This window comes from Chryseobacterium sp. AC405b (genome assembly GCF_979258685.1).
Genome location: NZ_OZ409877.1, coordinates 555,078 through 577,462, shown reverse-complemented (window position 1 = coordinate 577,462; position 22,385 = coordinate 555,078). Strand labels below are relative to the sequence as shown.

24 protein-coding genes and 1 tRNA gene are annotated in these 22,385 nt (G+C 33.4%); 11 read left to right on the top strand and 14 right to left on the bottom strand.

Features of this window, described 5'->3' with window-relative positions:
• Window positions 1–59: 59 nt before the first annotated feature.
• Together bshB1 and ACZZZA_RS02775 are read left to right on the top strand one after the other, a co-directional pair.
• Window positions 60–779, top strand: coding sequence for a bacillithiol biosynthesis deacetylase BshB1 (gene bshB1, locus ACZZZA_RS02780; protein ID WP_463429696.1), 720 nt, complete (start codon window positions 60–62; stop codon window positions 777–779).
• A 36-nt stretch (window positions 780–815) separates the two neighbouring features.
• Window positions 816–892: transfer RNA gene (locus ACZZZA_RS02775), tRNA-His, on the top strand.
• Between the two features lie 99 nt (window positions 893–991).
• On the opposite strand, the gene ACZZZA_RS02770 is transcribed toward ACZZZA_RS02775, so the two are convergent.
• Together ACZZZA_RS02770 and ACZZZA_RS02765 are read right to left on the bottom strand one after the other, a co-directional pair.
• A complete protein-coding gene (locus tag ACZZZA_RS02770) occupies window positions 992–1,327 on the bottom strand; it encodes a DUF3276 family protein (RefSeq protein ID WP_463429695.1) in 336 nt (111 codons plus the stop codon).
• Window positions 1,328–1,428: 101 nt separating this feature from the next.
• Window positions 1,429–3,090, bottom strand: a complete 1,662-nt coding sequence (locus ACZZZA_RS02765) for an ABC transporter ATP-binding protein (RefSeq protein ID WP_463429694.1) — start codon at window positions 3,088–3,090, stop codon at window positions 1,429–1,431.
• Between the two features lie 90 nt (window positions 3,091–3,180).
• On the opposite strand from ACZZZA_RS02765, the gene ACZZZA_RS02760 reads away from it, so the two are divergent.
• The 5 genes from ACZZZA_RS02760 (at window position 3,181) to ACZZZA_RS02740 (ending at window position 7,628) form a co-directional block, all read left to right on the top strand.
• Window positions 3,181–4,086 (top strand): transcription antitermination protein NusB, encoded by a 906-nt coding sequence (locus ACZZZA_RS02760; protein WP_463429693.1) that lies wholly within the window; start codon window positions 3,181–3,183, stop codon window positions 4,084–4,086.
• Between the two features lie 10 nt (window positions 4,087–4,096).
• Entirely contained in the window at window positions 4,097–4,630 is a 534-nt protein-coding gene (locus tag ACZZZA_RS02755) for a DUF1573 domain-containing protein (protein WP_463429692.1), read from the top strand.
• A 6-nt stretch (window positions 4,631–4,636) separates the two neighbouring features.
• A complete protein-coding gene (yajC, locus tag ACZZZA_RS02750; protein ID WP_463429691.1) occupies window positions 4,637–4,996 on the top strand; it encodes a preprotein translocase subunit YajC in 360 nt (119 codons plus the stop codon).
• Window positions 4,997–5,195: 199 nt separating this feature from the next.
• A complete protein-coding gene (locus tag ACZZZA_RS02745) occupies window positions 5,196–6,746 on the top strand; it encodes a hypothetical protein (protein ID WP_463429690.1) in 1,551 nt (516 codons plus the stop codon).
• A gap of 150 nt (window positions 6,747–6,896) precedes the next feature.
• Entirely contained in the window at window positions 6,897–7,628 is a 732-nt protein-coding gene (locus ACZZZA_RS02740; protein ID WP_463429689.1) for an SDR family NAD(P)-dependent oxidoreductase, read from the top strand.
• Here ACZZZA_RS02740 and ACZZZA_RS02735 read toward each other — a convergent pair.
• From ACZZZA_RS02735 to ACZZZA_RS02695, 9 genes are all read right to left on the bottom strand, one after another.
• Window positions 7,625–8,164: a hypothetical protein gene (locus ACZZZA_RS02735; RefSeq protein WP_463429688.1), complete on the bottom strand. Its 540-nt coding sequence runs from the start codon at window positions 8,162–8,164 to the stop codon at window positions 7,625–7,627. The two genes, ACZZZA_RS02740 and ACZZZA_RS02735, sit on opposite strands and share 4 nt — an antisense overlap.
• Before the next feature lie 30 nt (window positions 8,165–8,194).
• The gene (gene ligD / locus ACZZZA_RS02730) at window positions 8,195–10,090 is read right to left on the bottom strand and encodes a DNA ligase D (protein WP_463429687.1); all 1,896 of its coding nucleotides are present in this window, start codon (window positions 10,088–10,090) and stop codon (window positions 8,195–8,197) included.
• Between the two features lie 38 nt (window positions 10,091–10,128).
• The gene (locus ACZZZA_RS02725; RefSeq protein WP_463429686.1) at window positions 10,129–10,515 is read right to left on the bottom strand and encodes a DNA polymerase ligase N-terminal domain-containing protein; all 387 of its coding nucleotides are present in this window, start codon (window positions 10,513–10,515) and stop codon (window positions 10,129–10,131) included.
• A gap of 16 nt (window positions 10,516–10,531) precedes the next feature.
• Window positions 10,532–10,732 (bottom strand): DNA polymerase ligase N-terminal domain-containing protein, encoded by a 201-nt coding sequence (locus ACZZZA_RS02720; protein ID WP_463429685.1) that lies wholly within the window; start codon window positions 10,730–10,732, stop codon window positions 10,532–10,534.
• A 2-nt stretch (window positions 10,733–10,734) separates the two neighbouring features.
• A complete protein-coding gene (gene ku / locus ACZZZA_RS02715) occupies window positions 10,735–11,520 on the bottom strand; it encodes a non-homologous end joining protein Ku (protein WP_463429684.1) in 786 nt (261 codons plus the stop codon).
• A gap of 94 nt (window positions 11,521–11,614) precedes the next feature.
• Window positions 11,615–11,842 (bottom strand): DUF7660 family protein, encoded by a 228-nt coding sequence (locus ACZZZA_RS02710; protein WP_463429683.1) that lies wholly within the window; start codon window positions 11,840–11,842, stop codon window positions 11,615–11,617.
• Between the two features lie 2 nt (window positions 11,843–11,844).
• A complete protein-coding gene (locus tag ACZZZA_RS02705) occupies window positions 11,845–12,375 on the bottom strand; it encodes a hypothetical protein (protein ID WP_463429682.1) in 531 nt (176 codons plus the stop codon).
• A gap of 35 nt (window positions 12,376–12,410) precedes the next feature.
• Window positions 12,411–14,165, bottom strand: a complete 1,755-nt coding sequence (gene aspS / locus ACZZZA_RS02700; RefSeq protein WP_463429681.1) for an aspartate--tRNA ligase — start codon at window positions 14,163–14,165, stop codon at window positions 12,411–12,413.
• A gap of 148 nt (window positions 14,166–14,313) precedes the next feature.
• Window positions 14,314–14,751 (bottom strand): ankyrin repeat domain-containing protein, encoded by a 438-nt coding sequence (locus ACZZZA_RS02695; protein WP_463429680.1) that lies wholly within the window; start codon window positions 14,749–14,751, stop codon window positions 14,314–14,316.
• Between the two features lie 331 nt (window positions 14,752–15,082).
• Here ACZZZA_RS02695 and ACZZZA_RS02690 point away from each other — a divergent pair, with 331 nt between their 5' ends.
• Both ACZZZA_RS02690 and ACZZZA_RS02685 read left to right on the top strand, forming a co-directional pair.
• The gene (locus ACZZZA_RS02690; RefSeq protein WP_463429679.1) at window positions 15,083–16,477 is read left to right on the top strand and encodes an MATE family efflux transporter; all 1,395 of its coding nucleotides are present in this window, start codon (window positions 15,083–15,085) and stop codon (window positions 16,475–16,477) included.
• Window positions 16,478–16,564: 87 nt separating this feature from the next.
• Window positions 16,565–16,684: a 30S ribosomal protein THX gene (locus ACZZZA_RS02685; protein WP_463429678.1), complete on the top strand. Its 120-nt coding sequence runs from the start codon at window positions 16,565–16,567 to the stop codon at window positions 16,682–16,684.
• A gap of 55 nt (window positions 16,685–16,739) precedes the next feature.
• Here the strand turns inward: ACZZZA_RS02685 and ACZZZA_RS02680 are convergent, their stop codons facing one another.
• From ACZZZA_RS02680 to ACZZZA_RS02670, 3 genes are all read right to left on the bottom strand, one after another.
• A complete protein-coding gene (locus ACZZZA_RS02680; protein WP_463429677.1) occupies window positions 16,740–17,399 on the bottom strand; it encodes a DUF937 domain-containing protein in 660 nt (219 codons plus the stop codon).
• An 84-nt stretch (window positions 17,400–17,483) separates the two neighbouring features.
• The gene (locus ACZZZA_RS02675; RefSeq protein ID WP_463429676.1) at window positions 17,484–18,743 is read right to left on the bottom strand and encodes a protein O-mannosyl-transferase family; all 1,260 of its coding nucleotides are present in this window, start codon (window positions 18,741–18,743) and stop codon (window positions 17,484–17,486) included.
• Window positions 18,744–18,747: 4 nt separating this feature from the next.
• Window positions 18,748–19,257 carry a DUF2480 family protein gene (locus ACZZZA_RS02670; RefSeq protein WP_463429675.1) on the bottom strand — a complete coding sequence of 170 codons (510 nt, stop codon included), beginning with the start codon at window positions 19,255–19,257 and terminating at the stop codon, window positions 18,748–18,750.
• 108 nt (window positions 19,258–19,365) lie between these two features.
• On the opposite strand from ACZZZA_RS02670, the gene lpxB reads away from it, so the two are divergent.
• Complete coding sequence (gene lpxB / locus ACZZZA_RS02665) at window positions 19,366–20,472, top strand: lipid-A-disaccharide synthase (RefSeq protein ID WP_463429674.1); 1,107 nt, start codon at window positions 19,366–19,368, stop codon at window positions 20,470–20,472.
• Between the two features lie 57 nt (window positions 20,473–20,529).
• On the top strand, window positions 20,530–22,299 hold the full coding sequence (locus tag ACZZZA_RS02660; protein ID WP_463429673.1) for a ComEC/Rec2 family competence protein: 1,770 nt from the start codon (window positions 20,530–20,532) through the stop codon (window positions 22,297–22,299).
• Window positions 22,300–22,385: the final 86 nt, after the last annotated feature.

The following is a 22,385-nucleotide window of genomic DNA, read 5'->3' as shown; positions in this document are numbered from 1 at the left end:
ATAAACAAAGTAAGTTCTATACTTATTTGTCTTAATTTCTTTTAAAATAATTGAATCATATGAAAACAGATATACTTGCATTTGGTGCTCATCCGGATGATGTAGAATTAGGTTGCGGCGGAACAATAGTAAAATTAATTTCTGAAGGAAAAACATGTGTAATTGTTGATCTTACCAAAGGTGAGCTGGGAACACGTGGTACAGATGAGACAAGAAAAGAAGAAGCAACTGAAGCGGCTAAAATTCTTGGAGTGTCTGCAAGAGAAAATTTAGGTATGAAAGATGGTTTCCTAGTAAACTCTGAAGAATACCAATTAGAAATTGTAAAAATGATACGCAAATACCGTCCGGAAATTGTTTTAGCAAATGCAATTGATGACAGACATCCCGATCATGCTAAAGCTGCGAAATTAGTGTCTGATGCCTGCTTCTTATCAGGTTTAAGAAAAATCGAAACAATCGTTAACAACGAAAGCCAAGATGTTTGGAGACCAAAGCAGATTTTCCACTACATTCAGTGGAAAGATATTAAGCCGGAATTCGTCATTGATATATCAGAACATCTTGAAAAGAAATTGGAAGCCTGTATGGCATTTAAAACCCAATTTTATGACCCTACATCTAAAGAACCTGTGACTCCAATTGCAACCAAAGACTTTTATGAAAGCCTTACTTACAGAGCTCAGGATCTCGGCAGATTATCTGGTGTTGCCTTTGCAGAAGGCTTTACCACAGAAAAATTACTGGCTTTGAAAAATTTTGAAGGAATTGTTTTGTAAGTAAAATAAAATTTCTATATTTGCACCCACGAAACGGTGATTGTAGCTCAGTTGGTTAGAGCGCCGGATTGTGGTTCCGGAGGTCGGGGGTTCGAGACCCCTCATTCACCCCATATAGAACACATTTTCTTTTGAAAATGTGTTTTTTTTATGCAAAAAAAGCATCTTAAAAAGATGCTTGTAATTTTTATATAATTGGTTGAGCTTGTAGATTAAACTTCCTCGTCAGATTCAATAGTGTAGGTTCTGCCTTTGAAATCTTTATCATGTTTTTCCGATATCACATCTTCACCTTTTTCATTAATGATAAAATCTGTAGATTCATTAAACATCTCCTGAAAACTTTTAAAATCTTCCTTGTAGAGATAAATTTTATGTTTCTCGAATGTAGCCTCTCCATTCTCCCCGAAATTCTTTTTGCTTTCGGTAATTGTAAGATAATAATCTCCTGCTTTAGTCTCGCGCACATCAAAGAAATACGTTCTTCTTCCTGCTTTTAACACCTTCGTGAAAATTTCATTCTCATGGCGTTCCTTGTAATCACTCATTATTCGATATTTTTTTTAATCTTGTTAAGAACAAATATAAAATATTTCTTTTAATCACAAAATTTTTTTTATGATTTATTTAACAATTCCAAAAGAATCTGCTAAGCAGTTACAGAATTGGTAATTTCGGTAAGATTAATAATTTTATCTGCCCTTTGAGCGCTAGACTCTCTGTGAGTAATAATGATTGAAGTAGAATTTTGGATTTTTTTGTCGATATTTTCTAAGATATTCTGTTCCGTTTCGGTATCTAATGCCGAAAGCGAATCATCGAAAATTATGATTTTAGGATTTTTAATTAAGGCTCTGGCGATGCAAATTCTTTGTTTCTGACCTCCAGAAAGCATTACCCCGCGTTCTCCAACCATTGTTTTGTAACCTTCCTTAAAATCCACAATGTTTTTATGAACATCAGCAATTTTAGAATATTCGACTACTTTTTCATGAGTGGGGTTGTCGATTGAAAAACCAATATTATGCTCAATAGAATCAGAAAATAAATAACTTTCCTGCGGAATATAGCCTATAAAATCTCTGTAATTATTAAGATTATGATCTTTAAGATTTTTACCGTCAATCAAAATTTCACCTTCTGTCGGATCGATTAGACGGCATAGAAGCAGTGCAACTGTTGATTTTCCACTTCCTGTTTTCCCCATAATAGCTAATGACTGTCCTGCATCAATGGTAAAACTCAAATTATCCAAAGCTTTAATACCTGTATTTGGGTAAACATAGGACACATTTTTGAACTCTATCTTTCCTTGTATTGGATATTTTTCAAAGTTTTTATTAATGACTTCAGACTTTTTATCTAAAAATTCATTGATTCTCTGCATAGAAGCTTCTGCCCGCTGATTGATGGATGTTACCCAACCCACCATAGAAAATGGCCAGATCAGGATATTGATATACATGAAAAAATCTGCAATTTTTCCTACACTCAGTTCTCCTGCAATATATTTTTGTCCGCCGATTAAAATAATAGCAACATTTAACAGACCAATCACAAATAAAATTATTGTAAAGAAGTAGGCTTCTGTTTTTGCTAAATCTAAAGCTTTGTCCTGATAATCAGTTACTTTTTCGCTGTAATTTTTTTTAATATAATTTTCTTTTGCGAAAAATTTCACAACACGAATTCCTGAAAAGCTGTCTTGTACAAAAGTAGATATACCAGACTGGCTCTTCTGCATGATTTTCGATTTTTTATTGATAATCGAGCTTACTTTAAAAATAATATATGAAAGAACAGGAAGAGGAAGTAGAGTCCAGACGGTCATTGACAAATCCGTTTTTAACATATAAATACAGGTAATTATCAATAAAATGATCAGGTTTACAACATACATTACTCCTGGTCCTAAATACATTCTTACTGCCACAACGTCTTCGCTCAGGCGATTCATTAAATCTCCGGTTGTAGTGGTTTTGTAATCAGTTAAAGATAAATCCTGATAATGTCTGTAGATTTTATTTTTCAGCTCGTATTCTATTCTTCTTGATGCAACGATAATCGTCTGTCTCATCATGAAAGTAAAAAGACCCGTCAAAAGTGAGCATCCGACGATGATAGCAACGTAAATTAAAACCTGCTTATTAAAACCTAAATTTCCCTGATGGGTCAGTTCATCTACAGATTTTCCTACAAACTGTACTTTATAAATATTAAAAAAGTTGCTTGCGATGATGAATAATAACCCCCAAAACAATAGTATTTTGTGCTTCCAAAAATAAGGGTTCAGAGTTTTCAGTGCTTTCATAAAGTTTTGCAAAATTACAAAAATTGATAGAGACTAAGAATTTCATAAACTTTAAATTTCATATCTTTGCACCCATAAAAAGCTCTTTGAATGTTAGGAAGAAGACAAATCCGTGAGAAAGTAGTAGAAAATGTATATTCATACTACCAAAATCCAATAAAGTTTGATGTTTTAGAGAAAAACATGTTCTCCAGTATAGAGAAAATCTATAATCTGTATGTGCTTGAACTCAATTTTTTAGTTGCCCTAAAAAATCTTGCAGAAAATCAAATGGAAATCGGTAAGAATAAATATATAAAAACGGATTCTGATATTAATCCCAATCAAAAATTTATCAACAATCAGGTTTTGATAAAGCTGGAAGAAAATCCGGAAAGACTCTACTTTTCTGGTCAGCACAAAGAATTGAAATGGGATTTGCATGATGATTTTTTGGTGAGAACTTTTCAGAGAATGACTTCAGGGAAGCGTTATCAGGATTTCATGAAAGAAGAAGAATATTCTTTTGAAGAAGACCAAAAGTTTATAGGCAAATTATTTTTAAGATATGTTGCTGAAAATGAAGATTTTCATGATTATGTAGGAGATAGAGAACTTTCCTGGTCTGATGACATTCATATTGCCAATTCAATGGTACAGAAAACGATTGGTTTTATCAAAGAAAACGAAGACAGCCGTACATTAATCAAAATGATTAAAGATGAAGAAGATAAAAACTTCGCCGGAAAATTATTGAGAGATACGCTAAACAATTGGGAAGGTAATGAGAAAAAACTTTCTGAGAGATTAGAAAACTGGGATCTGGATAGAGTAGGATTGATGGATAAAGTAATTTTAACAATTGCAATCGCTGAGCTTGATAATTTCCCGCTTACTCCTTCAAGAGTTATCATTAACGAATATATTGAGATCGCTAAAGTATTTGCAACAGACCGTTCAAATATATTCATCAACGGAATTTTAGATAAATATTGTAAAGATTTAAACAGAATATAAAAAATTAAAAATGAAAAAGACGCTATCAATTATCGCTTTATCAGTAATAGGATTTGGGTTGGTTTCTTGTAAAAAAGAAGAAAACAAAGAAGTGCAGAATGCTGAAACGCTTAGTACTGATTCTACATCTCAAATTGCACCCGCAGCAGATTCTGCAATGAACAGCACTCCAGCAAATACAACTGCTGTAACAGGAGCTCCAGCTGATGCGCCGGTATCTAATCAACCATTAACGACTGTTGCTCTGTCTCAAAGCAATTATGATTTTGGAAACATCAAAAAAGGAGACAAAGTAAGCCACGTATACGAAATTACCAATACCGGAAAAAATCCTTTGATTATTTCTGAAGTAAAACCGGGATGTGGATGTACTGCACCGGAATTCACAAAAGAACCAATTTTACCGGGTAAAACAGGGAAAATTACTTTAAGTTTTGATTCAGCAAGTTTTGACGGTGCTGTTCAGAAATATGCAGACGTTTTTGCAAACGTAGAAAAAGCTCCGATCAAGCTAACGTTCAATGCGAACATTCAACCTAAATAATTAAATATGTTAACAGTATTTTTACAGGCAGCACCTGCAGGAGGATCTTCTCCAATGATGCTGATCATGATGGGTGTGATGTTTGTTGGGTTTTATTTCCTGATGATCAGACCTCAGATGAAAAAGCAGAAGCAAGAGAAAAAATTTCAGGAAGAATTGAAAGTTGGAAGCAGAGTCGTTCTTACATCTGGGCTTCACGGAAGAATTTCTCAGATTCAGGAAGATGGAGTCGTTATTGAAACCTTATCCGGAAAATTAAAATTTGAAAAAGCAGCGATTTCAAGAGAGTTTACAGCAGCAAGATTTGGTGATAAAGCTCCAGCAACTGCTGATAAAAAAGAAGTGATCGAGACTGAAAAGAAATAATTTTTTGGTTTTAAATAATATACGTATCGGCGCGGTGACCTTTGGTCACCGCGCCGATTGTTTTCAAGCTATTGTTACATGAAGATTTAAAACATTCGAACTAATTTAAGTTTATTCAATTACAAGCAAGAAATATGGTTAAACTTCTCCGTAAAAAAATATCTTTACAAAATCAATTTAAAAACAAACTAACAAGACCATGAAAAAAAATCTATTCTGCTTTACTTTGATCTTATTAAGCCTTTTTTCTTTTGCCCAGAAAATTCCGTTTGAGATTAAAAAAAGTGCTCTGTTTAAAGACGAATATAAAAATTCAACAATCGTACTTGCAGAAGATGACGGAAAAGGCGGAGTTGTTATTGTAAGATCTTATTACGGCGGTACTTTTTCTACAGGATTCGGATATTATTTTGAGCATTATGATTCTGATTTAAAACTCATTAAAGAATTTGAATATGAAATCAAATATTCAAAAGCAGTAAGACAAAGTTCGGTTTTGGGAATCATCATGGATGGCGAAAAAGTTCACATTATCGACTTTATATACGAAAAAGATCAGAAGGCATACATTTGCTCTTCAATTTCCTCCAATATTAATGATTTTAATTTCAAAAAAACTGAATTGTTCCGTGTGGATAGTGACGAAATAAGACAATTTGCATTTCTTGGCTTCGGAGTTTTTGATCGTGATTCCGGTGCCAGAATGATTGTAAATGAAGATCGTACGGCTTTTGCAGTGACGGTGGATATTAAAGACAGAAATGTAGAAACACACAAAATGTTTGTTTTTGATCAATCGCTAAAGAAGAATTTAGATTATACTTTTAAAAGAGACATCAAAGACAGAAAATTCGTTTATGAAAACATAGATGTTTCGCGAGACGGAAAAACTATTTATGTCTTAGGAAAAGTATATACCGATGAACAGCAAAAGAAAAAAGAAGGAGGTAAATATCAGTACGAGCTCACAAGTATATCAGGAGAAAGTGTAAAAACGCAGGTTTTTGACTCTGAAGAACATTTTGCAGCTTCGTTAAAAACTATTGTTTTGGATGACCGTTTGGTTTGTCTCGGATTTTATTCAGACAGAAAAGATAGAAGATTTAAAGGAATTTGCTATTATGAACTGAACCCGATGACTTTGGAAATTAAAAAGGTGAAATACAATCCGTTTACCGAGCAATTTATGGTGGATAAATATGGAAAAGACAAAGATAAAGAACTTAAGAATTTATCTTTCAGAAAAATAATTACAACTTCCAACGGAGATATTATTTTTAATGCAGAAGAATTTTATTTCACGGTCTCCACTTTTACAGGACCTTACGGCGGCGGATCTTCTCAGACAATTTATCATTACGATGATATCGTAAGTGCGAGAATAAATAAAAATGGCGAGATTGTTTGGGCTAGAAACATTAATAAAAGACAGAAAACCGACAATGACGAATCTTATATTTCTTACACTTCAACTGCATTGGCGAATGATGCTTACTTTTTTATCAATACCGGCGAGAAAGTAAGGAAACTCAGCAATGACAGAATACAGTTTGGACAGACAAATACCAGAAGATCTAACCTCAATGTTATCAAGATTAATGAAAACGGAGATTTTGATTATCAGGAAATATTGGATGATGAAGATAATGAAGTTCCTTTTATGGTTTCAAATGGCGCCATTTCAGGAAAATCTACCTTCTTTATTGGGAGAAAAGGGACGAAAAAACAACTTTTAAAAATTTCTTTATAATTAAAATTACTTCTATTAGTTAAGATTTTCAGACGTAAATTAAAAGAGGCTGGTAAAATATTCGTACTTATCTGTGGAAAAAATTGTGAATTTTGTGCTTAATCATTTCTGAGATTTGCTAAACTTATCTTTAAAAAATATCTTTGCCCGATGAATCAAAACACAAATAAAACAGTTCTTATTCTCGGAGCCAATTCCGATGTTGCCAAACAGTGTATTTTACAATATATCGAAATAGGTTTTGAGGTTATTGCAGCTTCCAGAAATACTGATGCTCTGAATGAATTTAGCATTAAAAACAATTTAGTTTCGCTGATTACAGTTTTGCATTTTGATGCAGCAGATTTTGATTCACATCAAATATTTTATAATGAACTTCCTACAAAACCTCATATTGTTGTTTACGCTGCCGGATTTTTAGTTGAAAATGCAGATTCGCTAAATGATTTTAATGCTACTCAACAAATGATGACCGTCAACTATATGGGAGCAGTTTCTGTTCTGAATATTATTGCTACGGACGAAAACAATAAAAATTTAGAAAGAATTATAGGATTGTCTTCGCTTTCAGGTGTTCGAGGACGAAAAAGTAATTTTGTGTATGGCAGTACAAAAGCTGCTTTTACTACCTATTTGGCTGGTTTAAGACAGGAGCTGGCTTTAAGAAATATTAAAGTCAACGTTTTAGTTAGTGGCTATATCAATACAAAAATCAATGCAGGTTTAGAATTGAATAAAAATCTTCTCATGGAACCTGATTATGTTGCAAAGCATATCGTCAATGCAGGAAATTCTTTCACTATTGTTCCCAACTTTAAATGGAAACTGATTTATTTTATTTTGAAAATTTTACCTGAGAATTTGGTGGCGAAGTTGCCTTAAGACTTTGGTTTAGAATGTTTTTGCAGGAATTTATAAATTATTTCAAATTCATCGCTTTTTACTTCATTTTTGTTAATAATGAAATGTAAGTTTGATATAGGATTAATTAGTAGATAATTATCTTGTAATAAAAATGATGTTTTTCCCCAAACTGAGCTAATGGTGTTAAACGGATTTTTAAATTCAATTTCTTTATCATTTATCCCTATATAAGAAATTTGATCTGTTTCTTTGTACTCAGCAATGATACTTTCAACTTCATTTTTAAATTTTTTCTTTGAAGCAAAATATTGGTAGATTAAAATAAAGCAATATCCACTAAGAAAAATTCCCGTATATTTTATAATGTAATAGAGTAAATTTGTATCAAAGTTTTCTATCGGATAGAAGCCTAAGAATAAAAATACCACAGTAAATACTATAATTTTAATCCAGGACTTAAAAGCCTTTTTCCATACATATTTGAAATAAAAATTTTGATTATCTCTTTCAATGTTTTCGTTAAATTTTAGGTTAATTATAATGTCATCCGTCATGATTATTATTTAAATCACTAAAAATACAATTTATTCACCATCCTGCAACAATTCCAGCGCCTTCATCATATCAATTCCTTTTCCTAAAACAGGTTTAAACAAATCTCCCTTTTCTTTAATTCTATCTAGAGCATTATGAATGTTGTAATCAATAGGTTTCAAACCCTTTTTTACTTCATCCCATTCTAAAGGCATTGAGACAGAAGCTCCTTCCTTTGGTCTTATACTGTAAACACTTGCCAAAGTTTGTCCGGTTCTGTTTTGAAGATAATCCAGGTAGATTTTCTTATCATCTCTTTTCTGTAAACTTCTTTCTAGAGTGGTGATTTTCGGCAGTTTTTCATTGACTTGTTTCATGAGAATATAGGCGAAATCTTTCACCTGATCAAAATCGTATTTTCCACCCATCGGAATGTAAACATGAATTCCCGTACTTCCTGAAGTCTTGCAATACCCTTTAATCTTGATGGAATTTAAAACCTCGTTCACTTGTAAAGCAGTTTCAATTACATCATCAAAACTATTTTTCTTCGAGGGATCAAGATCTAAAACCATAAAATCAGGATGGTCCAAATCGGGAAGTGAGCTGTTCCAGGGATTAAGATCGATGCAGCCCAAATTATTCAGATATGCCAAAGTTGCTTTGTCATTACAGTAAATATAATCAATGTACTTATCATTAGATTCTGAGTAAACCTGTGTCGTTTTTATCCATTCAGGAATGTTGTCACTCGCATCTTTTTGATAAAAACCCTGATGATCTATTCCGTTCGGAAAACGATTGAGAGACAGTGGACGATTTTTTAGGTGAGGCAAAATATAATCTGCTACAGATTGATAATAATCTATAATTTCCCCTTTTGTAACGTCATCTTTCGGAAAATAAATTTTATTCTGATTGGTAAGTTTTACCTTATGTCGGTTCAATGTAATTTCTGTGTCATTTTCAGAGATTTCTTTTTTTTTTGGTAGATTCTTAGCTTTCATTTCTTTAGGTTTTACGTTTACTTCTTCAGGATTTTTGTCTTCGCGTATTGCAACAAAAACGGGATGACGGAAAATACCGTCTTTGGTTATTTCAGAGTATTTTATTTCGCATACTAATTCAGGTTTTATCCAGGTAACCGGCATATTCGTTTTAGGTATTTCTTCAAAGGGAGAGTTTTCGGTCACTAACTTTAGAAGTCTTTGATGAAGCGAGTGTAAAGATTCGTTGTTAAATCCTGTTCCTGTATGTCCGGAATAAGTGAGTTTTTCATCAATGTATTTTCCTAAAATCAGTGCTCCAAAACCTTCCCGCGAGCCTCGTGGCTCTGTGAATCCACAAATAATAACTTCTTCTGTGTTGGTGAATTTTATTTTAAGCCAATCTGTACTTCTGCTGTTTTCTATGTATGGGCTGTCAGCTTTTTTGGCAATCATTCCTTCGAGTTGCATTTCCTTCATCTGATCAAAAAAATCAATACCTTTTTCTGGAATATGGTCACAGTATTTAATGACATCAGTTTCTACTAAAGCGTCTTTCAGAAGTTCTTTTCTTTGTAAAAGCGGAAGTTCTTCAGTAGAATGACCATTGAGCCAAAGCAGATCAAAAACCTGATACACTAAAGCCAGATCAGGATTATCGCCGATTTGTTGAAGCATCTGAAAACTTGGTTTTCCATTTTCATCAAAGGCTACAATTTCACCATCCAAAATCATCCTGTGTTTTTGAGTGCTAAAATCTTCAGTGATGGAATCAAATTTTGAAAGAAATGAAATTCCGTTTCTGGAGTAAAATTGAGGTTGTTTTTTGCTTAAATCAGCGACTGCACGGTAACCGTCCCACTTGATTTCGAAGATCCAATCTTCATGGTCAAATGGTTTTTCAGAAAGTTTTGCGAGCATGGGTCTGATAAAATGTTCCAGTTTTTTCTCTTCACCCAAAGAATTGTAACGTTTAAACTTTGATTTTGTGTCAGATGTTACGACTTCTTTTTGCTGCTTTTTAGGCTTTTTTTTTCCTCCAGAAATTTTGAAACTAAAGATTTAGAGGAAACATTTTCTTCAGCATCATAATTTTCTTCTGCAAATTTATCTTTGTGCTTAATAAGCAGCCAAGCGTTATTTTCAGCATTTTTCATTTTTACTAAAGCAAATTCACCTTTCAGTTTTTTACCGTGCAAAATAAATTTTAGCGAACCATCTTTAAGTTCTTTCAGCAGTTCTTTTTCGTCAGAAAGTTTGCTTGTATCATCCAGTGGTTCGTACGTTCCACTGTCCCAGATTTCGACTTGTCCGGCTCCGTAGTTTCCTTCAGGAATATTTCCTTCAAAATCTTTATAATCATAAGGATGATCTTCTACCATCATTGCCAGACGTTTGTCATCAGGATTTAAAGACGGTTCGTTTAGGAACTGCCCAACTTTTTAAAACACCCCCCATTTCCAATCTGAAATCATAGTGCAATCTTGATGCAGCATGTCTCTGTATTACAAAAATGAGTTTGTCGTCACTCTTTTTTGTTTTTCCTTTAGGTTCCGTAGTTTCGTCGAACCTCCGTTTGTCGTTATAATCTTTTAGTGCCATAACTAAGAAGCGTTTTTAGATTTCGGACTTTGTAAACTGGCTTTTAATTGTGCCATCAAATCAATCACTTTACCCTGTTTAGCAGGCTCAGTTTTTTTGACTTTAACTGATTTTCCTTTTGCCTTTTTCTTGATGATTTTCAGTAACTCTTCTGAATAAGTATTTTTATAAAATGTAGGGTCAAATGATTCAGATAATTGCTCGATCAAATTTTTTGCCATTTTCAGTTCGGCAGGTTTCGGAGCTTTTTTTGCAGGAATTTTTAGATCTTTATAATCTCTGATTTCCTGATCAAATCTCAATCGGTTCAGAACTAAAACATCATCATTATAAGGCCGTATCATTCCTATCGCTTCAGTATCACGCAAAACAAACGTTCCGATACCGACCATTTTTGTCTGTTGAAGTGCTTTAATTAAAAGTCTATATGCGTTTTCACCATTTTTTTGTGGCTCAAGAAAGTAGGGAGTTTCAAAATAAACAGAATCTACTTCTACCTCTTTTACAAAATGTTCGATAGAAAGAATTTTTGTTTTTTCCGGACTTGCAGCTTCGTAATCTTCATCTTCAAGAACGACGTATTTATCGTCTATCAGAAAGCCTTTTACAATGTTTGCCCACTTTACTTCCTTACCTGTTTTTTCGTTAACTCTTTTGAATTTAATATTCGAGAAATCAGATTTATCCAGCATATCCAGATCCAGCTTGCTGGTTTCTGTTGCAGAATAAATTTTCACAGGAATGTTCACTAATCCAAATCCTATGGCGCCGTTCCAAATTGCTTTCATTGTCTTGATTTTGAGAAGAAAATACAATGATTGTGCCGTGGGAAAATAATTTATTGAGTTATATTTAAGTTTTTAATTAAAAAATAATTGAAATTTATTCATAAATGGAACTGCCTTTCAATATATCTGCAAAAACTTTCCAGTCAATTTTTTCTAAGTTAATATCATGATTTGTGTTTTTATAATATCCGTCAATATCTTCAGTATATCGAGATATAGCTTCCAGATAATCTTCAATGGTTTTGTTCTCCCACTGTTCTTTATTTTCGATGAAATCTGTTCTTAGATTTTCTATAAATTGAATGAATTCTGATTTATTCATGATTATTGCGAATCAATAGTATCTTTTTTAATATAGTCGAATTTAGAAGTTCTTATATCTCCAATATCGGCGTCCATGTAATACTTTTTAGAAATAATGATATATCTGTTTTTTTCATAGCAGTGTCTGATGATTTCAATAGGAATAGTTTCATTATTTTCCAAATTTATAAAACCTTTGAAATGATCACACCTGTAACGTCCCTCTGTTCCTTCAAAATTACTGAAAACACCATTTAAGTCATCTTGACTAAAAAATATTCCATTTATTTCAGCATTGATAATTTTATTGTGTTTTAAAGTGTTATGAAAATCAAATTTTATGATTTGTTTTCCACCTAAAAAACAAATAGTACTTACTGTAATCAGAGTTCCTGCAATATAAAAATTCTTTGAGATTTTCTCTGACGCTTCTTGCTGTACATTGGGTGGATAATAAAGCATTTTCTTTGCGAAGCTTATTAATAAATATATGACTCCAATTATTGCAGTAATAAATCCAATAGCCGAAAGTATCTGGATAAGTGTATTCATAATAAAAAAGCGGAGAAAAAATCTCCGCTTCTAATTTATGCTTTTAAATTTAATTTCAGTTCCAGTTCGTTGAGCTGTTCGTCAGCAATTGCAGATGGAGCATCGATCATCACATCTCGTCCAGAATTATTCTTAGGGAATGCGATATAATCTCTGATCACTTCGTTTCCGTCAAGAATGGCTACCAAACGGTCAAATCCGAAAGCTAAACCACCATGAGGCGGAGCACCGTATTTGAAAGCATTCATTAAGAATCCGAACTGAGCTTCTGCTTCGTCTTTTGTGAATCCTAAAAGATCAAACATTTTAGATTGAAGATCTCTGTCGAAAATTCTTATTGAGCCACCGCCAATCTCGTTTCCGTTCAACACCATATCATAAGCGTTGGCTCTTGCTTTTCCGGGATCAGTTTCTAATAAGTGAATGTCTTCCGGTTTTGGAGAAGTGAAAGGGTGGTGCATGGCGTGATAACGTCCGCTTTCTTCGTCAAATTCCAATAACGGAAAATCAACAACCCAAAGTGGTGCAAAAACGTCTCCTTTTCTTAATCCTAAACGGTTTCCAAGCTCCATTCTCAAGGCAGAAAGCTGTGTTCTTACTTTGTGCTCGTTTCCGGAAAGAATTAACATTAAATCTCCTTCTTTTGCTCCGAATTTCTCGATAATTTTTGCTAAATCTTCCTCGTTGTAGAATTTGTTCACAGAAGAAGTTTTTACACCGTCATTCTGGAATTTAGCCCAGATCAGTCCCGAAGCTCCGATTTGAGGTCTTTTTACCCAATCCACCAATTCGTCGATTTGTTTTCTTGTATAATCTGCACATCCTTCTACATTGATTCCGACAACCAGTTCGGCATCATCAAATATTTTGAAATCTTTTCCTTTTACCAGATCATTCAGTTCCACGAATTCCATTCCGAAACGAATATCCGGTTTGTCGTTTCCGTATTTCTGCATCGCATCTGCAAACGTCATTCTTGGGAAATCTCCGAATTCCTGACCTGTGATGTCTTTAATCAAGGTTTTCGTCATTCCTTCAAAAACATTCATCACATCTTCCTGATCTACGAAAGCCATTTCGCAGTCGATTTGTGTAAATTCCGGCTGTCTGTCGGCTCTCAGATCTTCGTCACGGAAACATTTTACAATCTGGAAATATTTATCCATTCCGCCAACCATCAACAATTGTTTGAAAGTTTGCGGAGATTGCGGTAAAGCGTAAAATTGTCCCGGATTCATTCTGCTCGGCACAACGAAATCTCTCGCTCCTTCCGGAGTAGATTTGATTAAGACAGGAGTTTCAACCTCGATAAAACCTTCGTCTGAAAGATAATTTCTCACTTTCTGCGCCATTTTGTGGCGGAAAATTAATTTATCTCTTACCGGAGCTCTTCTTATATCCAGGTAACGGTATTTCATTCTCAATTCTTCACCACCATCTGTTTCATCTTCAATCGTGAAAGGCGGAAGTTGAGATTCATTAAGAACTTCTAATTTTTCAACTAAAATTTCAATTTCGCCTGTGGGAATATTGGGGTTTTTGCTTACTCTTTCAATCACTTTTCCTGTCACCTGAATAACGAATTCTCTTCCCAGTTTTTTTGCCATTTCCATCAGTTCCGCAGAAGAACGGTCATGGTCAAAAACCAACTGTGTAATTCCGTAACGATCCCGAAGATCAATCCAAATCATAAATCCTTTATCACGAATGGTTTGTACCCATCCTGAAAGTGTAACTTCTTCATTAAGATTTTTCGGAGATAATTCTCCGTTGGTGTGCGATCGAAACATTATTTTTAGATGTTAGATATTAGACTTTAGATATTAGACATTAGACATTCAAGCGCCTAATTTTCGTTGGCAAAGATAAGATTTTTGCAGGGTTTTGAAATAAAAAAACTTCCCGAGAGAAGTTTGTAAGTATGTAATGTCTAAATTTCTATTTTAATAATGCTGCTACGGCAGGAAAGTTATTTTTAACGGCATAATCTTTTGCTGTAAGTCCGTTTTGATCTTTCGCATTTTTATCTGCACCTTTTGATAACAACATTTTTGCCATATCTGCATTTCCATGAATAGCAGCATGCATTATGGGAGTTATTCCGTTGCAGGCTTTATTTACATCAGCATTATTGCTAAGTAAGAAATTTGAAATAGTCTTTTTGTTATTCAATGCGCTGTAAGAAAGCATTGTGTATGAGTCTTCTTTGACGCTTAGACATTTATCAAAATCAGCTTTTGGAAAAGCTGCCTTGAATTTCTGTATATTGTCTGACTGTATAGCCTGTCTTTGCACTTTAGAAACCTGTTGACCAAATAAAACATTTGCGAACATGGATATTCCGAAAATCAAAGTTGTAGTAATTATTTTTTTCATATATTTTTTATTTCTAAACAACATACAAATCTAAATATTTTTTTTGATATATTTTGTTAAGTTTCAAACCTTTTGCATGATTAAGAAAACTGTGACAGCATTTTTCAGATCATTTCTCAAAAAAGTACATAGAATTACTTTTCGTTTTGAAAACATCAGTTACTATTTTCTTTATTCATTAATATTAGAAAAATCAGAGGAGTTACTATTCTTTAACAAGTTTAATCATTAATTAATCCCTGCACTGAACAAACTGAATTTAAGTAAAATGTTAAAAATAATTTTTTATTTAGATGAGTAGGAAATCTTATTTTTGGGTTTTAATAGATGTATGAAAAAATATTTCAAATTCCTGAAAAAAGCAATCAGTGAAGAAGAAACCGATTATACGAAAATAAGTATACGAAGCGCCGTGCTTTTACTGGCAATCCCAATGATGCTGGAGATGGCGATGGAATCTGTGTTTGCTTTAGTAGATCTTTATTTTGTAGGACATCTCAAAGAAAGTGGTTTTGCGATTCAGACAGTAGGGTTAACAGAATCTGTACTTACTATTATTTATTCGATTGCCATTGGAATGAGTATGGCAGCGACTGCGGTTGTGGCAAGAAGAATCGGTGAGAAAAATCCGGAACAGGCTTCCAGAAGTGCTGCACAGATTATTTTTGTCTCTTTCATCATTACTTCATTTCTAAGTTTGCTTGCTGTTATTTATGCAAAGGAAATTTTAATTTTAATGGGATCAAAACCTGAAGCGGCAGAATATGGTAAAGATTTCACCAGAATTATGATGGGAAGCAGTGTCATCATTATGCTTTTATTTTTGATTAATGGAATTTTCAGGGGAGCAGGAAATGCAGCAATCGCCATGAAAAGTCTGTGGATTGCAAATATTGTCAACATCATTCTTTGTCCGGTATTAATAAAAGGATTGGGGCCAATTCCTGCAATGGGCTTGACAGGAGCTGCAGTTGCAACCACAATTGGTAGAAGTACCGGAGTTCTCTATCAGTTGTACCATATTTTCATTGCTGATTCGCTGGTGAGAATAAAAATAATTTATTTTAAACCTGATTTCAAACTGATTGCTTCTATAGTGAAAATTGCGATGCCGGGAATATTTCAGTTTGTCATCGCTTCCTGCAGCTGGATTTTTCTGGCACAACTGGTCGCCACAACAGGGGGTGAAAATGCTTCCGCAGGTTATCAAACTGCGCTGCGTTTGATGATGTTTTTTATGCTCCCTGCTTGGGGACTGAGTAATGCAGCATCTACGCTGGTAGGGCAGAATATGGGGGCAGGTGAAATGTTGCGTGCCGAACAATCTGTGATGAAAACCGTCAAGTACAACGTGATCTTTATGCTTTCTGTAAGTGTTATATTTTTTCTTTTAGGAGATTTTCTTGTTGGTTTTTTCACGGAACAGGCTGAAATAAAGAACTATGCCAAAAATGCGCTCCACATCATGAGTGTAGGTTTTATATTCTATGGAATTGGTATGGTAACCATCAATGCCTTTAATGGAGCCGGCGATACTTGGACACCTACATGGCTGAATTTTTTTGGATTTTGGATGTTTCAGATTCCATTAGCTTATGTACTGGCAAAATATTTTGAAATGGGACCTAAAGGTATTTTCATTTCAATTCCGGTTGCGGAAACTTTGATCTCAATTATTGCTTTTATTTTATTTAAAAAAGGCAAATGGAAAAATGTAAAGGTGTAAATCATCTGTTAAAATTTATTTAGCAGTGCAATCTTTTGACTTCTAATTATAAATCTTTAACTTCGTAGTCAACCAAAAATTTTAATTATGGGTAAAGGAGATAGAAAATCTAGAAAAGGAAAAGTGATTTTAGGAAGCTACGGAAAGAAAAGACCGAGAAAAGCTTCGAAGGCTTATCCGGCGACAGCAGAAAAGTCAAAAGATTAAAATAAAAAATGACCGAAGAAGAATTCTTCGGTCATTTTTTTAGATATAATTAAAATTATTTTCCTCCAAAAAGTCCTCCAAGCAAATCGCCAAGACCACCGCTTTGTTGTTTCTGTTGCTGACCGCCACCTCCAAGTACGCTTCCTAAAATATCATTCAGAGGATTTCCTGATGACTGTGGTTGTCCGCCACCTAAAACGCTCCCAAGAATATCGTTCAGAGGACTAGATTGTTGTTCTTGCGCCTGAGTTTGAGCACCTCCCAAAATTCCTCCTAAAAGATCACCGATACCTCCAGCTCCTACATTGTTTTGTTGTTTTTCTTTACCGATGTAGCCCATGATTACCGGAGCAAGCATCGCTAATATAGGACCAATTTTATCAATGGAAATTCCGGTGTTTTGCGATAATTGATTTTCGACATTGTTTTTCTGGCTTCCAAAAACGTGAGAAAGGATAGAGCCACCTTCATCTTGTCTGTTGTCCAACTGTGAAGTATCGTCTAATATACTGCCGTCGTGATCTTTATCCAATGCGTTATTTAAAGCCTCTGCTTCTTTTGCATCCTGAGATTTATTTCTAAGGTAAGAAATAACGAGCGGAGTAGCCACTGCCAAAAGTGCAATAATTTGGTTTTTGCTGATTCCGAATTTGTTTTCGGCTTGTTCTGCTACTTGATTTCCTGTGTTTCCTGTTAAAAGATCGATTAAATTCATTTTCTTGTGCTTAAATTTTAAATTGTTAGAAATCAAAGTTATCAAAATTCTTAGAATAAAAAATTTTTAAGTTTAAAATGAGTGTTAAAGTTTGCGAATTTCCGGTAGTGATTGATATTTCATTCGGAGCTGTATGAATTCTCTTGATTGTTCATGTAAGGCTTCAACATTATCCTGGCATTTTATGTTGTCTAAAGTAAATTCTATGCATCCTATATTATTCTTAAGCCAAGGAAGCATATAATAATACAAACCACCTTTGTATAATTTTTCTTGATGAAATTTTTTCCCTTGAGGAGTTAATGAAACAATATACATACTGCAGATGTATATAAAAGGGATGAATAAAGGCGCAAATATTAATTTTTTCAAATTATACTTATTACTCAGTTGCTTTATTCCTAAGGCGATAAAAACTGAAAAAATTAAATAAAAAGGAATGAAAAAAACATAATTGTCTGAAACTGCATAAAATGTGGCAAAACCTAGTGTAAAAACGGAGGCTGTAAACAGAAACACAAAAGTGTTTTTAAAATTTTTGAACAAAAACATCATTCCACCAGCGGCAAATACAATGAATACATTGAAATTATAAATCAAATATAAGAGCGATTTTACTACGTCTTTTAATAAATCGGAAAAGCTTTGTTGAAAAGTATTTTCTACCCAAGGTCCACTGTTTGATGTGAAAGCATATTTCAATTCAAGACCATTAAGATGATTTATGTAAAACATCAAAGAAAAAATAAAAATAAAAGAGGTGAATGATAATAAAATACTTTTGCGTTCAGATTTTAATACATACAGTAAAACCAAATATGCAGGAATCAGCATAATATTCTGGATATGAACCCAAAAACTTATGCCCAATAAAATACCAACAATGATGATGTGTTTCTGAGAATTACTTTTTAATGATTTGACTGAATAAATAAAAAATAGAATAACCCAAAAAGCGTTGAATGTGTAAACTTCTACTGTCTCTGCACTGCGCCAGAATGTGAAACCTAAACCAAAAACGAAAACGGAGATTACGGCAATCCAATTTTCTTCAATAAATTCTTTTATCAGATAGAAGAGTGCACCTGCTGTTAAGGCCGCAGGAATAACAGACATGAATCGCATGACGGAAACACTGTCAAAGTTGAGGATTTTTGTAAAAAACACAGCAGTATTAATGTACAGAAAATGGGCAAGAGGTGTAGCATCAATTAAGAATTCCCGTTTTTCTACATCCAGAACAAAGCCGATGCAGTCTCCGAAAGCTATTTTAGAAAAACTACCTGCATAATAAATTAAGAAAAAAGCAATGAAAATTAAAAAAGATAAAGTTCTTTTGCTCATTGATTTAGTTCTTAAAAATAGGCACGTTGGAGCATGCTTCACCAAACATCAGAGATTTTACAATTGGTTTTAATTGCTCCACCAATTCGATGTAGGCATTTTCCGGAATTGCTTGATCAGAGCAACCTTTCACCAAAACCCTTTTTCCTTTCAGGTCATCAAAATCATGCGTTTGTATAGCATTGTGCATAAGAAGAACTTCTAAATCTTCTTTGTTTCCGAAAATTATTTTTTTTGTAACATCTGTTAATTTAGCAGTAATTAAAAAGTATGCCCAAAGCGGAACAATCGCATCTGCGGAATTATAAATGTAAACATACTGATCTTGATACTCATCGGGATTAATCGCCGCTACTTTTTCACGGAAGTCTTTTTCTTTCAAAATCATCTCCATGAAAAGAAAATCTTTCAGATCAATCCCTTTTCTGATTCCTTTTGGAACCAGATCAGACAAATCAAAATTAACCAATCCGCTTGACGCTACTTTATTTTTTATTTCAAATTCTTCTGACATTTTTTATCATTATCTTTGAACAAATTTACTCAATTATATTTTGAATTTTGATGTTTTAATACGTCACTTCAATAGATAAAATCATTCATCGCATATCAAAGATCATTCATGAAATATTATATCATCGCAGGTGAAGCTTCCGGAGATTTGCACGGAAGTAATTTAATGAAATCCTTACGGCAGAAAGATCCCCTCGCAGAATTCAGATTCTGGGGTGGCGATTTAATGGAAAAACAAAGCGGAACTTTAGTGAAACATTATCGTGATTTAGCCTTTATGGGGTTTCTTGAAGTTGTATTGAATCTAAAAACGATTTTAAACAATATTAAATTCTGCAAAGCCGATCTCAAAAACAACAGACCCGATGTATTGATTTTGGTAGATTATCCCGGTTTTAATTTAAGAATCGCAAAATTTGCAAAAGAACTGGGAATTAAAGTGGTTTATTACATCTCTCCCCAACTTTGGGCCTGGAAAGAAGGTCGAGTTGAAACCATCAAAAAATATGTCGATGAGATGTTGGTGATCCTTCCTTTTGAAGAAGATTTTTACAAAAAACATAATGTAAAATCACATTTTGTAGGACATCCTTTGCTAGATGCAATTTCTAGCCTTCAAGAAATTGATACTGAGATTTTTAAGAAAGATAACAACTTGAATGAAAAAGGAATCATTGCTCTTCTCCCGGGTTCCAGGAAACAGGAGGTTGAAAAGATGCTTGAGGTAATGTTGTCGGTAAGACCCTATTTTAAAGACTATCAGTTTATTATAGCCGGAGCTCCGAGTCTTGAGAAAGATTTTTACGAGAAATATGTTGATGAAAATGTACGTTTCGTGTCAAACAAAACGTATGATCTACTGAGATGTTCTAAAGCTGCTTTGGTAACTTCAGGAACGGCAACTCTGGAGACTGCTTTATTAAATGTTCCGGAAGTGGTTTGTTATCGAGGAAGTAAAATTTCTTACGCTATCGCCAAAAGACTGGTGAAACATATTAAGTATATTTCACTTGTCAATCTTATTATGGATAAAGAAGTAGTTAAGGAATTGATTCAGAATGAATTAAATACAGGAAATCTAGTTAAGCAACTGAATTTAATTCTTGAAGGGGAAACAAGGTATGCAATGCTCGAAGAATTTGAAATTTTACGAAGTAAACTCGGCGGAAAAGGTGCAAGTGATAAAGCTGCAGATATTATTTTAAAAATTAAATAAACTTTTTACGAATGATTTTCATATTTTCATTACTTTAGTAGTACAAAATGATGAAAATTGAACAGACAGCCACTCCTGATCTTAATTTGCTGCTTTATTCTTGGGATTGTGTTCCAAGATTATTTTTCTTTTAAACGAAATTTTATTCTTGCAACCGTAATTTGTTGTGTAATTATCACAATTCCTACTTTATTTAAATCATTTTTCATCTCAAAAATCAATTCAGTATTACTGTCATTATTCTTTTTCGGTCTGGGAATTTGTCTGCATTATCTGAACTTCCCAAAAAAATCTCAGGCTTCTTTGAACCCAAACGAGAATATTGTTTTTAAGATTTCTAAAAAGTTAAATTCAACTGAGAAAAGTAAAAAATATGAGGCTGTAATACAAGTCGGGAAAGAATCATTCAATTCGATTTTATTAATCCCAAAAGAAAGCAAAGAGCTTGATTTTGAGCATTATTATAAGGCTAAAGCTTCTGTAAGCCAACCTCAATCTCCCAACTATAATTTTCAATTTGATTATGCGAAATATCTCCACCGAAAAAATATTTTCTATCAATGTTATGTAAATGATGAAATTACATTGGCTGTAAGAAATGATCTCTCATTTAGTGAAAAAATCCGTCAGAAAAGACTGGAAGTTCTAAAAAAGATCAGCCATTCTGAATTGTCTCCCAAAAGCAAAGAATTTTTAAAAGGAATTATTCTGGCAGACCGCACAGAGATAGATTCAGAAACTTTGCAAGATTTCAACCGTTCTGGATTAGTGCATTTTCTAGCCATATCCGGAACCCACGTTGTTGTTATTTTTGGGATGTTCTATTTTATTTTAATGAAATTTTTACCGTTAAAATTCAGAAAGTTTGTCATTATATTAAGTTTATTATTTATCTGGATTTTCGCTTTGTTTATAGGTTTCGGAAGTTCCGTGGTTCGTTCTTGCATTATGCTTACGGTTTATTTTGTATATGTTTTGCTACAAAGAAAACCTGATTTGCTGCATTCTTTGGCGCTTTCGGCTTTTATTATTTTGATTATTGATACCCAACAGTTTTTTGATGTTGGATTTCAGCTGAGTTTTTTAGCCGTTTTAGGGATTTATTGGCTCAATCAACCTATTTTAAAATATTTACCGAAGCAGGATAATTATTTTAAGAAGATTATTTTTAATACGATATCCATTTCAATTTCTGCGCAATTGGCAACGATGCCTTTGGTTTTACTGTATTTTCATCAATTTTCCTTTGTTTCAATTGTTGCGAACTTTTTTATCGTTCCATTTTCCGAAGTAATTATCATTTTCTCATTTTTGATGACTGGTTTGATGGCTCTCGGATTTGATTTCAGAATGATTACTATTATCTACGATTTCATTATTGATTTATTATTAAAGGTTATTCATTGGTTTGCTGGTTTTGAATCATTGTTATTTGAGAATATTTCGTTAAATATTGTTGAGGTTGCCATTTTATTTGTGGTTATTTATCTTTTGAGATTCGTAATTGTAAAATATAATTTTAGAAGATTGGCTCAAATTTCTTTAGTTCTGCTATTGTTTTTTATACTAAGGATTTCTTTTACGATGTATGAGCGTCAAAAAGAGGAAGTCTTAGTTCATCAATATAAAAAAGGCACGGTGTTTTCTGTGAAAAAAAGAAGTGCAGTCTGTTTTTGGGTTGAAAATGTAGAAGATCAAAATAAAATTCAGCAATATATTATCAATCCATATGTTTCATCCCGCAGATTAAAAAATATTAAAATCCAAACACTTCCGCCACATTCGGGAAAAGTAATTTTTAATCAAAAAGTCTATCATTTAAAATAATGTCATTTTTTGAATTATCCTGCATCTATACATCCTTTTCGTTGTTATTTAGAAAGATTACAAACTGTCTAATAGTGAGATTTCTC